This is a genomic window from Actinomycetota bacterium (assembly GCA_014360655.1).
Lineage (GTDB): Bacteria > Actinomycetota > Geothermincolia > Geothermincolales > RBG-13-55-18 > JACIXC01.
The window spans coordinates 46,630-58,971 of the sequence record JACIXC010000007.1; the positions used below are offsets into that span (position 1 = coordinate 46,630).

General features: G+C 66.1%; 12 protein-coding genes and 1 tRNA gene. 7 read left to right on the forward strand and 6 right to left on the reverse strand.

Annotation, left to right across the window (positions count from 1 at the left end; translation table 11 throughout):
* Window positions 1–154: 154 nt before the first annotated feature.
* The 4 genes from H5T73_06525 (at window position 155) to H5T73_06540 (ending at window position 4,366) form a co-directional block, all read left to right on the forward strand.
* Window positions 155–1,225 carry a zinc ribbon domain-containing protein gene (locus tag H5T73_06525; GenBank protein MBC7247416.1) on the forward strand — a complete coding sequence of 357 codons (1,071 nt, stop codon included), beginning with the start codon at window positions 155–157 and terminating at the stop codon, window positions 1,223–1,225.
* A gap of 550 nt (window positions 1,226–1,775) precedes the next feature.
* Window positions 1,776–2,852 carry a hypothetical protein gene (locus H5T73_06530; protein ID MBC7247417.1) on the forward strand — a complete coding sequence of 359 codons (1,077 nt, stop codon included), beginning with the start codon at window positions 1,776–1,778 and terminating at the stop codon, window positions 2,850–2,852.
* Window positions 2,853–3,194: 342 nt separating this feature from the next.
* Window positions 3,195–3,269: transfer RNA gene (locus H5T73_06535), tRNA-Val, on the forward strand.
* Between the two features lie 215 nt (window positions 3,270–3,484).
* Window positions 3,485–4,366: a DNA-3-methyladenine glycosylase 2 family protein gene (locus H5T73_06540; protein ID MBC7247418.1), complete on the forward strand. Its 882-nt coding sequence runs from the start codon at window positions 3,485–3,487 to the stop codon at window positions 4,364–4,366.
* Here the strand turns inward: H5T73_06540 and H5T73_06545 are convergent.
* The 6 genes from H5T73_06545 to lexA all read right to left on the reverse strand — a co-directional run bounded on the left by H5T73_06545 (window position 4,327) and on the right by lexA (window position 9,910).
* Window positions 4,327–6,540, reverse strand: coding sequence for a DUF3604 domain-containing protein (locus H5T73_06545; GenBank protein MBC7247419.1), 2,214 nt, complete (start codon window positions 6,538–6,540; stop codon window positions 4,327–4,329). The genes H5T73_06540 and H5T73_06545 overlap by 40 nt on opposite strands.
* A gap of 84 nt (window positions 6,541–6,624) precedes the next feature.
* Window positions 6,625–6,771: a hypothetical protein gene (locus tag H5T73_06550; protein MBC7247420.1), complete on the reverse strand. Its 147-nt coding sequence runs from the start codon at window positions 6,769–6,771 to the stop codon at window positions 6,625–6,627.
* 95 nt (window positions 6,772–6,866) lie between these two features.
* Window positions 6,867–7,361 (reverse strand): DUF2284 domain-containing protein, encoded by a 495-nt coding sequence (locus H5T73_06555; GenBank protein ID MBC7247421.1) that lies wholly within the window; start codon window positions 7,359–7,361, stop codon window positions 6,867–6,869.
* Window positions 7,362–7,535: 174 nt separating this feature from the next.
* Window positions 7,536–8,837, reverse strand: coding sequence for a DNA polymerase IV (locus H5T73_06560; protein MBC7247422.1), 1,302 nt, complete (start codon window positions 8,835–8,837; stop codon window positions 7,536–7,538).
* Between the two features lie 24 nt (window positions 8,838–8,861).
* Window positions 8,862–9,146: a hypothetical protein gene (locus H5T73_06565; GenBank protein MBC7247423.1), complete on the reverse strand. Its 285-nt coding sequence runs from the start codon at window positions 9,144–9,146 to the stop codon at window positions 8,862–8,864.
* 158 nt (window positions 9,147–9,304) lie between these two features.
* Complete coding sequence (gene lexA / locus H5T73_06570) at window positions 9,305–9,910, reverse strand: transcriptional repressor LexA (GenBank protein MBC7247424.1); 606 nt, start codon at window positions 9,908–9,910, stop codon at window positions 9,305–9,307.
* A gap of 627 nt (window positions 9,911–10,537) precedes the next feature.
* Between lexA and H5T73_06575 the strand changes: the two genes are divergently transcribed.
* The 3 genes from H5T73_06575 to H5T73_06585 all read left to right on the forward strand — a co-directional run bounded on the left by H5T73_06575 (window position 10,538) and on the right by H5T73_06585 (window position 12,272).
* Window positions 10,538–10,909 carry an STAS domain-containing protein gene (locus H5T73_06575; GenBank protein MBC7247425.1) on the forward strand — a complete coding sequence of 124 codons (372 nt, stop codon included), beginning with the start codon at window positions 10,538–10,540 and terminating at the stop codon, window positions 10,907–10,909.
* A gap of 2 nt (window positions 10,910–10,911) precedes the next feature.
* Window positions 10,912–11,352 (forward strand): ATP-binding protein, encoded by a 441-nt coding sequence (locus H5T73_06580; protein MBC7247426.1) that lies wholly within the window; start codon window positions 10,912–10,914, stop codon window positions 11,350–11,352.
* A 212-nt stretch (window positions 11,353–11,564) separates the two neighbouring features.
* Window positions 11,565–12,272, forward strand: coding sequence for a protein-L-isoaspartate(D-aspartate) O-methyltransferase (locus tag H5T73_06585; protein MBC7247427.1), 708 nt, complete (start codon window positions 11,565–11,567; stop codon window positions 12,270–12,272).
* The last annotated feature ends 70 nt before the right edge of the window (window positions 12,273–12,342 follow it).

The window sequence follows — 12,342 nt, forward strand, 5'->3', positions numbered from 1 at the left end:
AAAAGACGCGGGGGTCTTATCGACACCGGGCAAAGACGGTAGGGAGCGAGGTCGCTGGGCGGAAGGAGTGGGGAAGGCAGAAAACCCACGCCTGAAGAGAGTATCCTTTCCGCCCAAATCACCAGGCGACCGGCCTGAGGGGGTGTCTCGCCGGATGAGCGAAACGGACATCATGGCTTTCACGTTTATCTTGCTCGGCGCCCTTGGCACGTTGGGCTTTTACTACGTCTACTGGTCCGCGATGCGGAGATCCCTGCAGGGTAGCGGTGAACTCCTGGAAAAAGGGGATCGTCACGAGTTCACGGTCGCGGTGAGGATATTGTTAGGCAAGAGGCTCTCCGGGAACCCCTTATATGCTTCCCTTCCCCCGGCCAACGACCGTGAGCTATACGAGTACTTCCGCAAGTGGTCACAGGGGTTGGGAAAGAGCTTCTGGAAGGCTTTCCTGCTCTCCCTTGCCGTTCAGTTCGCAGCGGGGATCGTCACCATCTCCCTCTTTGTCGTTTTTTCCTACGACACCGGGAAACCGCCCCTTGCAAAATCCCTCTTACACCAGTCCCTTTTCCTGCTCGCCTGCATTGTTTCGGTGGTCGCGATAATCCTTCTCCTTACCCTACGCATGAACGGAAGAATGGCCACCCTACGGGCCGTCGACGAGCGATTCCGCGAGCTTATGAACACGGACCAAGAGATGCCGGCACGGATAACTCCGGAGGAGCGGCATTACCAGGAATGCAGGCTGCACACCATCTCCTCCACGCCTTTCCTGCTCACCAACGAGGACATACGGGCAACGCCCCCTTCCTTGTGCGAAGCAAGCATGTTGTTGAAGAGCGGCGTCGCCATCCTTATCGGTATATTCATCTTCATGCTTATAATCGCGCTAGGTCTCGCTGCGACGGAGTTGCTGCACCTAAGCGACGCGAGTTTCGGCATCTTCTTCATGCTTGGCGTAGTAGCCATTCTCGTCACGTGGACCGCTCTGCTTATCTACTGGGAAGTAAAGAGGCAGCGAAAGTCGGGGAGGAAACCGGGGCTCCGCTCGGTAAAAGCGGAGATAGCGGGCTATCCAGATCCTCTCTTCCCCCGCTTCGAGGATTTCTCCTCCGTGAGGAACCCCTATCCTGCAAGACACGAGGAGATAACCTGCCCGCAATGTGGAGCGCGTATCTCAGGAAGCAACAGATTCTGCATCCGTTGTGGGGTCATGCTGCCGCGATCCTGAAGCAGTCCCGCACCCTCTGATTCCCGGGCCGGAGACGAACGGTGGATGTCTTCCGTCCCTCCCGGAGCCGGCCTGCGCCCTTGCCGCAGTCGGCACTCGACCCGGAGCACTGCGCTGCCTTCATGTGTCGGGGTGGAGGGTTCAAATGCAAGGGAAGAGATCGCTGACATAAGGGACGAGATCGCCGTCCTGGCGTGCACGCCGGCTGCAATTAGTGACGACCACTATATCGGGCCTCGCAAGAGGGCGCTCACTCTTTTTCTTGTCAAGTCGCCCATTTCAAGACGGCGCGACCGCGAGTATATGGAACCTCGCGGCGCGCCGCTGTTGCGAGTTCCCGCCGGGCTGCCGTTTCCGCCACGGTTCATCAACTTTGCATATCCCCTTGTAGCGATGACGTTACCGACCGGTAAAAGGCTATAAAGTCGCGGGCGCTTCGTTAACGATAATAACCTTGGGTCCGACTTGCATGACCGAGGATTCAATCTGCCCTTGCGCGGGAAGAGATCTCGGGCTTGCACATAGAAAAGCGTATAAGGGGGATGGCAAGGTGTCCGCCAGTTGCGACCTCTGCGGCGTTCCCGCCATAATCCCGAAGACCCACCGCTGGGAGAACGGCTGCATCGTCAACAGGGCGAGCGGCAACGCCAACTTCAGCATCTACGAAGCCGACTTCCACAACGGGCTTTTCGAGGACCTGGAGCGTCGCATGGGGCCCTTTATCCACCGCATGGTGTACATCGCCGGCAGGATAGCCGCCGCCGGTATAGCCAAAAACCTCTTCAGCGACCACCCCGTTGCGCAGAGGCTCATGTTCAGGACGCCCATTTACCGGCGCACGCAGAAATCCCTCATCCTCTTCGCCAGGGCCATCGGCATGGGAAAGATAGAGCTGCTCGGGCACCGCAAGGGGAAGATGGGGGCCGTCAGGGTCACCAACCCCTTCCACCTGGCCCACTGCACGGCGGTCATCCTGGGAGGGCTGGACGTCATTTACGGGTTCCCGGCCGCCTTCACCGCCCGCGCCGAGGGCGACAGCTACGTGGGGGAGCTAGTCGTGGGGAAAAGGGACGAGGTGGCGAGCGACGAGGCCTACCTCAGGCTGGCCTCGCAGAAGCTCCTGCCCTCGAACACGGCCGACGGGTGGTCGCTTCCGTCGTGCGGGCGCTGCGGGGTTCCCCGCGAGGTCGGTGAGCTCTTCCGCTTCGACCTCGCGGAAGGGGTCATAGAGGAGAGGGCGACGGGGAGCCGGCATATCTTCTACGGCCACCAGTCCCTGAACGCCATCCTCCGCGAATTCGAGCGGGAACTGGGCCCCGAGGTAAGGGAATTCTTCGTGCGGGCGGAAAAGGAAAACTTCGCCGCCAAGCTCTCTTCCCGCGCAGTGAGCGACGGGCTGTGGGACGAGGAGAACCTCCGCCGCTACCTTGCTCTCAGGGGAATGGGTTTCCTGTCCCGCATGGAGGATGGGGAGGGCCATACCATCTTCGAGATCCGCAACGTCTTCACGCCCACCGTGGTGGCGGGACGCCTGACGGCCCTGTGGGAACACGAAAAGGGGAAAGCGGCGGCGGCCTCATACCACCATGAAGGAAATGCCCTGCGGCTGGAAATGACCCCCTCGTGATCGACGTGCCGTGTCCGCGAACCGCTGCTGCTCCAGGCCTGCCGCTCCCGCTCCGATAAGAATCGTTGGCCGGCGACGCGTCCCCGCCAGGCTCTCAGGAATGCCGTAACGTTTCGGTAGGCGCTTCAGGTTGAAAAGGATTGAGAGGCAGCCCTGTCATCCTGGCAAAACAAGCAATTTCGACAAGAGGGAAGAAGTGATCTCTCAAGTGTTCGATCTGGGAAACATAGTACAACGTATTGTATGGGAAGTGAATGGGGTCGAGGACCTCCAAGGTGTCTAGGTCTCTAGGTGCCCAGGTTCAAATCTCGTGCGCGTTCTGCTAACATATTATCTTGCGTCGGGCGCTTAGCTCAGCGGGAGAGCGCTGCCTTCACACGGCAGAGGTCGAGGGTTCAAATCCCCCAGCGCCCACCAGAAAAGAGGGCCCACGGGCCCTTTTCTGTATATATAGCCGCGCAGCGAATGCGATAGCCGTGACCGCGAGGCCGCAGCTCAACAGGAGAGGTACATCACGATCACGTTGTATGATCATCGCGGCCATCTATTAAAAAGCCGCGGCTATTTACCGAAACACTCTAATGTTCAATGGGATCACACCATGTCGGTCACGAGACAGGCGGTAAACGATCGTGAGAATAACCTGCGTGGCTCCCTATGATTTCCGCCTCTCATGGAGGATGTTCACCGCTTTCTCCGGCTCCTGCGCGTCCTCCTACGGTGCCCTTGCCGCCTGGTGGGAGGAGAAACCCACCCTCCTTAACCTGCAGCAGACCAGCGAAGACCCTCCCGTGGTGGAGGTCATAGCTCACCCCCTTCCGCGCAAAAGCAGGCTGTTCTTGGATCACATGCGTCGGATCCTGCACGCGGACCTGTACCTGGATCCTTTCTACCGGGCCGCGGAGAAAGAACCGAGGCTGCGGGAAGTGACCGCCGACCTCAGGGGCCTGAAACCCGTGCGTCCCCCCGATATATTCCAGATGATGGTGATCGCCCTCAGCGAACAGCAGGTGTCCATGACCGCCGCGCTGGCCACGCGCGAGCGCATCATCTCCTCCTTCGGAACCGCGATAGGGCGCCTGACCGCCTTCCCGCGGCCCGAGACCCTGGCCGCGGCGGACGTACGGGAGCTGCGATCCTGCGGCCTCTCCCTGCGCAAGGCGGAATCCCTGCGCGAGCTGGCGCGCCTCTTTGCCAGCGGAGAAGTAGATCCCGAGGCCTGGAAAGACATGGAAGACAGGGAACTGGTGGAACTGCTCACCTCCCTGCAGGGCGTGGGCCAGTGGACGGCGGAATACGTTCTCCTGCGCGGCCTGGGAAGGCTGGACGTGGTTCCCGCCTCCGACCTCGGGGTGCGCAGGGCGGTGGGGGCATACCTGGCCGGAGGCGGCGTCCCCTCCGAAGCCGAGGTGCGCGAGATCCTGCGACCCTTGTCTCCCTGGCGCGGCCTGGCCGCCTTCTACCTCCTCGCGCATCAGCGCAGGAGCCAGATGGGGCTGGACCAGGCGCAGTGACCGTCCTCCTGCTCCACCCGCAGGTAATAGATCCTCTCTCCCGCCGCCTCCGCGGCCGCCCCGCCGCACGACCTCCCCGCCGGCTCCCCGTCCACGAGATCGAACGCGACCTCCCTTCCCCCGCGCGCGGACCAGGCTACCGACCACCTGCCCCCCTCGCAGCGCATGAGCTCCACCGCGCGCAGCGGCGCCGTCCCCGCCACGCGTCCGCGCAGCCTGGGCGGCGCGGGGGATACGTATTCCGACCCCATGGGATGCCCGTCGGCGAAGAACTCCAGGAGGATGCGCGCCCCAGATGTCCCGTAGGTGCGCCGGTTCCACAGCGCCCTCCATATCCCCTCGTAGCTCAGCTCCTCCGCCCACACGGCGGCGAGTCCCCGGGGATATACGTCGACCGGGTGGATGCGTTCGTCCACGGCGTAATCGTGACGGTCGCTGCCGGCGATCACCCCCAGGCGCAGGCCGGCAGCCAGGGCTTCCTGGAAATAATTACCATATCCCGCGGGAACGCGGTCGTCGCGCAGGCGGGTCGGGAACCATCCGCGCGGATCGCCGTGGGTGACGGGGAAGGGACCCTCGTAGCTCTCGGAGGCGCCGTGCATGCTGTAGATCTCCACCAGTCTCTGCTGCGGATTGGCGGCGTCCCACCAGGTATAGGCGGGAGGCACCCTCATCCTCACGAACTTGGCCCAGTTTAAGGGGAGGAGGAAGATGCGCCGCCAGGCGGTGTGGTGGGGTATGACCAGGGCATCGTGCCCGGCCAGGCAGCGTTCCAGCTTCCACGGGTCATCGCTGCGCGGGTCCGGCCACCCGTAGGGACGCGGCTCCCGCTCGCCGGGAGCGAAGAAGACGCCGCGGTGCCCGAACCCGTGGTGTGACCACTCGTAGCCGAGCAGCGCCACGAAGCGCCCCGGCTGGTCGAACTCCCGCTGCAGCTCCCGCACCAGCTCCCACTCCTCCTCCCGCCCCGAGGGCTCGAAGGCCTCCATGGTGTCGTGCATGGTGACGGCCGCGAAGTCCAGGGCTTCCGCGTCCCGGGCCAGGCGGTAGTACTCCCGCGGCTCCAGGGTGCCGTCACAGAGGGCGGTATGCGCGTGCAGGTCTCCCCAGAAGAGGCGCAGGCCTTCCCCGAAACCGGGGAAACACGCGGGGTTGCTCTCCCCCGCGATATCCCCCGCCTCGGCCCGCACCCGGTACGTGCCGGGAGCGGTCGCCCTGCAATGGACGACCACCACGCCCCGGTCCTCCTCGCGGAAGACCGCCTCCTCCGGCGCCTCCATCCCCGCCGGCACGAGCAGGCGCGCCCTTCCCGCGAAGGCAGGGTCGAGGTCGCCCCTGCCGTCCACGGCGCGCAGCACCAGCCGCCCCCTCCCCTCCCCGTCAAAAGAGGAGAGCACCGGCTGCAGGGCCACCGCCTTTCCTCCCACCGCCCGCAGCGACGGGCTCTCGGCGATGAGGCGGTAGTTCCCCGTCCCCCTTTCATCCACCTCCACCGCCAGCTCCACGCGCGAGGGGTGGGGCGGGCATCTCCAGCCCCTGCTCCCGCGTCCGCGATCGCCCACGGTCACGAGGATCTCGTCCCCTTCCCGCAGGCGACCGCCTCTAACCCTTATGCGTATCTTGCGCTCCTCCAGGTACAGGTAGGCGATGTCCAGGGCCTCCAGCTTCATGCCGCAGCGGCGCAGGAACTCACGGCCCAGGAAGCGGAGGCCGGCCCGCAGGGGGAAATACCCATGGGGAGCCACTTCCAGGCGGGCGCCGCCGCTTGTGCGCAGGGAACAGCTGTAATAATTCGGCAGGCGGGGGAAAAGGTTCTGCACCGCACCCCATCCGTGCCCGTACAGGAAAGCCGTTCGCCTTCCGCGGGAGCCGAAATCAAGTAGCCTGCACAGCGCCACCTTGATCCCGCCGTCCTCGCTTATGCCGCCCGGCCCGCAGCGGAAGCGCAGGGTGACCGTGACCGGGCTTACTCCCGCCCGCACCGTGGAGGGCGTGACCTCCGCCGTGCCCGGGGCCGTCTCCGTGGACGGCCCGGGCTTGCGCCCGCACCGGAAGGACCCGGGGTCGCGCAGGAAATCCACGACCCCCCAGGCCAGCACGCCGGCCGCGGCGCACGCCAGCGCCGCCGCCGCTCTCCCCGCCCTTCTCAGCGATTTCCTCAATCCAGACTCCATGCACGCATTCGGCGATGACTTATCGAAGAGCGCTTCCCGCGGGAGGGCACGCGGGTATCTCCCGCGCTCGCCCGCCCGTGCCTCCTACGCCTGCCCCTTTCCCCCGCAGCCGTTACACGGCAGCCGGCCGCTTCCCCCGCAGTTATCGCATTTCACCGACCCCGCCAGCATGGGTATCATCCCGTTTCCCTTGCAGGTTGGGCAGTACACCCATCCGCGACCTCCGCACATGGTACATCTCGCCATCCAGGGCCCTCCTTTCCCCTATTCCAGCCTGCATTATCCGAACGCCGTCATCCGCCGCGTCCTCATGCCGTCCCGACCCCTTACTCCAGGAACACGAAGGCATATCGGTTCTGCCTCTGTTCCCTGTGGGTGAGGACCTCTATGGGTAAGCCGAAGCGGCGCACCGTGGCATAGACGTCGATGCCCAGGAAATCCTCTCCCGGGCGCGCCTTCTCGGGGTGGGCGCATTCCCGCCGCGACACGGCCTCGCAGGTCTCGCATCCGTGGCAGTCGTAGAGGGCGAAGGCCCAGTAATGGCCGTCGAGGAAGGCGGCGCGTTCCACCTCCCAGGCGATCTCGTTGGCCTGTTCCTTGACGTGCGTGTGGATGAGAAGCGCCTTGTCGTAGCGGCGCAGGAGCGGCTCGGCTTCCCACGGCTTGATGAGGTCGGGGGAGCATTTCAGCTGGCCGAACTCGGGACACCCCCAGGCGCACTTCAGGTAGGTGCGCGGGTCGAAGACGATGTCCGACACGCCGATGAGCAGGGCATGCAGCGCTCCCATGCCCGTGGCCATATTCACATATCTTTCCATCACGGATCCTACCTCCCGTTCTTTTCCTCCCGACATCCGCGGGGACGCCCCCGGCCCGCCGACCGCCCACGCGGGGTGCCGCGTCCCCGGCGGCCGCGCTTCCCCCGGCATGCCCCGAGGCACGCCGCGGGCGGCCGTAGGCGCGGCCCTCGCCGCCCGGCGCCCCCCCGCGGCGCCTCAGCGGGCGAGGTTCATGCCGGAGAGGGCGAAGTCCCCCAGCAGGGAGGCGCGGGTGACCGCCCCCTCTCCGTAACGGTCGCGGATGGCGTCCAGGGCGGCGGTGAGCCTCTCCTCCCTGCCGTCCATGATATCCCATATGGTCACCTGCCTGCCTTCCTCCCGCCGGCGCAACTGCGAGACGGAGACCCCCACCGTGGTCACCGGCTCCGTCCACAGGCCGCAGGAGGCCTCCCGCCGCAGCAGGTCGCGCGCCGCCTCGTAGACCGGCGACGGGAGGTCGGTGTACCCGGGCAGGGTGCGGGCGCGGGCGTATCCCAGGGCGTAGCCGACGCGCAGGCGCAGGCTCACCGTCCTTCCCAGGTAGCCCTCCCGGCGCATGCGGCGGGTGACGGCGTCGCACAGCCCCAGCAGGGTGTTCTCCAGGTACTCCAGGTCGCGGGTGCCGCCGCGCAGGGAAAGGCTGTGGCCGAAGGATCTCATCTCCTCGCCCTCGCCCCCGCGCATCACCGGCCCGGAGTCCCGGCCGTGGGCCGCCTCCCACAGCAGGCTCCCCACCACCCCGAACTTCCACTGCAGCACCTCCCGCGGCGCGCGCGCCAGGTCCCCGACGGTCTCTATGCCCATGGCCCGGAGGTGGCGGCGCATGCGCGCGCCCACCCCCACCAGCCTGTCCACGGGGAGGGGGGCGAGTATGTCCGGGAGCTGTTCCGGGAGGACCAGGGTCAGCCCGTCCGGCTTCCGGAACTCGGAGGCCATCTTGGCCACCAGCTTGTTGGGGCCGATGCCCACGGAGGCGGTGAGGCCCAGCTCACGCCGTATCTCCTCCTTCAGCCTCCCGCCCACCCGCAGGGCCTCCTCCCAGCGCCTCCCCCCCGGAGGGTACCGGCGCAGCAGGGGCGTGAGGTCCACGAAGAGCTCGTCTATGGAAAAAACTTCCACACGATGGGAGAGCCGTTCGCAGATGCGCCGCAGGCGCCGGGCGTTGTCCAGGTACTTGGGGATGTCGGCATGGACGAAAAAGGCGTGCGGACAGCGGTTGCGCGCCTCCCACACCGACATGCCCGCCTTTATCCCCCAGCGGCGGGCCTCGTAGGAGGCGGTGGCCACCACCCCGTGGGAGCAGAAATCGCTGGAGGTGTGGCAGACCACCAGGGGGCGGCCGCGGTAAAGGGGCGCGTCCCTCTGCTCCACGGAGGCGAAATAGGCGTCCATGTCCAGGTGGAGGACGCAGCGCCCCTCCCCTTCCCTCCGCCCCCGGTCGGCCGCCCGCAGCAGGCCGCGCGTGACGTACTGCGTCATGCCCCTCCCCTCTGTACCTCGCCGCTATCCCTCGCTGTGCACCCGCACCAGGCTCCACCTCATGCCGTCGGTGGAGAAGCGGAGCTCGTAGACCTCCGGGGTGTCGCTCATCACCGAGTAGTGGAGCTCGAGGTAGCGCCCCTTCATGTCGCGGTAACTCCCCAGCACCCTGCGGACGCGGTACTGGCGGCCGCGCCACAGGAAGGCGGTGGGCCGCAGCTTCCCGCCGCGGAAGACCGCCGACACGTCCACCGGTTCCTCTACCAGGGTGACCATCTTCTCCTTCCTCCCCGTCGTTCCTGCCGCCATGGCCACGCGCCCCCGCCGGGCGCCCGGGCACCAACCCCGGCAAGGCGCGGGCCTCACGCCCCGACGAGGGACGCAGGGAGGGCATGCGCCCTCCCTGGATGCCTCTTCCGCGCGACCCGCGTCCCGCACGCCGCGCGGGCCGTCGCCTCAACTCACCTTCATACCCTCTCCCGCAGCAGCGACACCACCTTTCCCGCCACCCTCACCTCCGCCTCCCCCTTCCTCACCCGCAACGGGGCGTAGCGGGGATTGGAGGGATGCAGCTCCACCGTCTCCCCCCGGCGGCGCAACCGTTTCACGGTGGCTTCCCCGTCCACCAGCGCCACCACTATCTCCCCCTCCGCGACGTCAGCGCCGGGATCCACCACCACCAGGTCGCCGTCGCAGATCCCGTCGCCGGCCATGCTGTCTCCCTTCACCCGCAGGAGGAACCTGCCCTTCCCTCCCCAGCGCGCGGGGACCGGCAGCCACTCCTCCACCTCCTCGGAGGCATAGCGCAACGGTCCCGCCGGGACCTCGCCCACCAGGGGCAGGTAGGCCACGCCTCCCCGCAGCGTGTCCCGCACCTGGATGGCGCGCGCGCCGGGGGCGCGGGAGATGCATCCCTTCCTCTCCAGTGCCTCCAGGTGCCGGAGGGCCCCCCGCGTGGAGGAAAGGCCGAGGGCCTCGCAAAGCTCGCGCACGCTGGGCGGGTATCCCCTCCTCTCCAGCGTTTCCAGGACGAATTCCAGCGCCTCCTCCTGGCGGGGCGTGAGTTCCTCCATCCTCCGACACCTCCCGCCTCCATTATAGTAAACATCTGTTTAATAGTAAACACCTGTTTATGCAACCCCGCCCCCGGGGCCGCGACGGCCCCGCGGCCGTCGCATCGCGCGCGACCCGCCGTGACGCCACCCAGCCCGTGACCCGCGGTGATGCCCTCCCGTCCCGGACCAGCCGCGACGGCGCGCGGGCCCACGAAGGGAGGGGGCGCTCCGGGAGAGAAGAGAAGGAATCCCCACCTCGCGCGTGGTAGAAAACCATGGTCGCGCTCCTCCCCCGCGCCCCCACGCGGCCCGCGACCGCATGCAGGTTTCAAAGGCGGGGGATGGGGGTAAATAGTTGGTGGACCTCGCCGTAGCGGGATCAAGGTAGTGTTTCCGAAGAAATGCTGGAGGTGAAAAAATGGTGAGGGGACCTCACGGACATGAGAAGACGAGCGTCGAGGTGTTGAGGGTTCTCTGTCCGAAGTGCAACACCCGGGTGTCCATCGAACCGGGAGAGGATAAGGCCAAGTGCAGCAAGTGCGGCACGGTCGTTAAGCGCCCCTCCAAGCCCAAGTAGGAGACCCCACGCTTGGAGCGGCTTTCCCCTGCGGGGGAAGGAGATGAAGCGATACTCGAGAGTCGACCATGGATGAAGAGACGAGAGAAGGCTCGGAGCTCGACGTAACCCTGGAAAACCTCGGCGACCTGGCCCTCATCGTGCTATCGGGCGAGGTGGACGTGTACAGCGCGCCGAAGCTGCGCAACGTCATACGCGATCTCGTGGACGAGGGAAAATACCGCGTGGTGGTGGACCTGGAAAAAGTTGCCTTCATGGACAGCACCGGCCTGGGGGTCCTGGTGGGCGGCCTCAAGAGGGTCAAGCACCACCAGGGAGAGCTGGGCATCATCTGTAACCAGGAGAGGATACTGCGCATTTTCCGCATTACCGGTCTTACCAAGGTGTTTCCCATCTACCGGTCACGGGAGGACCTGCTGGCGAACATCGAGGGGGCGTGAACTTGGGCCGGGAAAGGGACACCGCCTTCGAGCTGGAGATGCCGGCAAAGGCGAAGTACGTGAGCCTGGCGCGGCTGCTGGCCGGGTCCATCGCCCGCCGCATGAACTTCAGCGAGGATTGCATAGACGACCTCAAGATAGCCGTCTCGGAGATGTGCACCAACGCCATCGTGCACACGGGTAACGGCACCGCGGAGAAGCCCGCCATCCTCGTGCGCTTCCTGGCCGGCGAGGATCGCCTCACCATCGAGGTCAGGGACCGGGGACCGGGTTTTGACCCCGACCTCGTCCTCGGCTGCGAGGGCGGCGACCTCCTGGACAAGGGCTTCGGCATCCCCCTTATCCGGAGCCTGGTGGACGTCTTCGAGTGCGACTCCCACCCCCAGGGCGGGACGGTGGTGAGCGTAACCAAGTACCTCCACCCGGAGAAAAAGGATACCTGAGGCCTTCCTTCCGCGCAGGGTCCCCGCCGCCGCTGCGTTCACGTAACCGGGCGTGTCGCCGGCGGAGGCGATCGTCGCGCCTTTGAGGGCCTCGCAAGGGAAAACGGTCGGCGCACCGCGCGGAAACGCGCGGGAGCGGAGAGGGCGGGCCCGGTGGCTACGTCACGGCAGGAGGGCCCGCTCGTAGATGACGCTGGAGGCAAAGCAAGGGGATGCGCGGTGATGGCGAGAGGAACCGGGAAAGGGTGGTGGGCGTGACGGAAGAGGACCGCTATGCCAGGCTGCGCCGCAAGATGGTCCGCCAGCAGATCGCCGACCGCGGCGTGCGCGACCCCCGCGTGCTGGATGCCATGCTACGCGTTCCCCGCCACCTCTTCGTCCCGGAGGACATCCGTTACCGCGCCTACGACGACTGCCCGCTACCCATAGAGGAAGGGCAGACCATAAGCCAGCCTTACATGGTGGCGTGGATGAGCGAGCTCCTGGAGCTGAGGGGCACGGAGAAGGTGCTGGAAATAGGCACGGGTTCCGGCTACCAGGCGGCGATCCTCTGCGAACTGGCACGCGAGGTCTATTCCGTCGAGTTGCATCCACGCCTAGCGCGGGAGGCTGGGGAGAGACTGCGCGCCCTCGGTTACACGAACTTCAGCATCCGCGTGGGTGACGGCACCCTCGGCTGGCCCGAAAAGGCGCCCTTCGACGGCATAATGGTCACCGCCGGAGCTCCCTCCGTGCCCCAGCCCCTGCTGGAACAGCTGGCGGACGGTGGGCGGCTGGTCATTCCCGTGGGACCCGCGGGCATGCAGATGCTCACCGTGGTGCGCAGGACGGGAAACAGCTTCCAGACCTCGGAGGAAGGCTCCTGCATCTTCGTGCCCCTGGTAGGCAAGCACGGCTGGAGGCGCGACGCCGCTTATTGACGGCGGGACTGCCCGCCGCAGGCGGGGCCGCAACGACGCGTAGGACGCCTTCTCCCCCGGCGCCGCGGGC

What these genes read in the sequence shown, in the direction of transcription:
- H5T73_06560 (MBC7247422.1), bottom strand. Translation starts at nt 8,837, where the DNA reads ATGACGCAGTACGTCACGCGCGGCCTGCTGCGGGCGGCCGACCGGGGG.
- H5T73_06525 (MBC7247416.1), top strand. Translation starts at nt 155, where the DNA reads ATGAGCGAAACGGACATCATGGCTTTCACGTTTATCTTGCTCGGCGCC.
- H5T73_06575 (MBC7247425.1), top strand. Translation starts at nt 10,538, where the DNA reads ATGGATGAAGAGACGAGAGAAGGCTCGGAGCTCGACGTAACCCTGGAA.
- H5T73_06545 (MBC7247419.1), bottom strand. Translation starts at nt 6,540, where the DNA reads ATGGAGTCTGGATTGAGGAAATCGCTGAGAAGGGCGGGGAGAGCGGCG.
- lexA (MBC7247424.1), bottom strand. Translation starts at nt 9,910, where the DNA reads ATGGAGGAACTCACGCCCCGCCAGGAGGAGGCGCTGGAATTCGTCCTG.
- H5T73_06565 (MBC7247423.1), bottom strand. Translation starts at nt 9,146, where the DNA reads ATGGCGGCAGGAACGACGGGGAGGAAGGAGAAGATGGTCACCCTGGTA.
- H5T73_06585 (MBC7247427.1), top strand. Translation starts at nt 11,565, where the DNA reads ATGCGCGGTGATGGCGAGAGGAACCGGGAAAGGGTGGTGGGCGTGACG.
- H5T73_06550 (MBC7247420.1), bottom strand. Translation starts at nt 6,771, where the DNA reads ATGTGCGGAGGTCGCGGATGGGTGTACTGCCCAACCTGCAAGGGAAAC.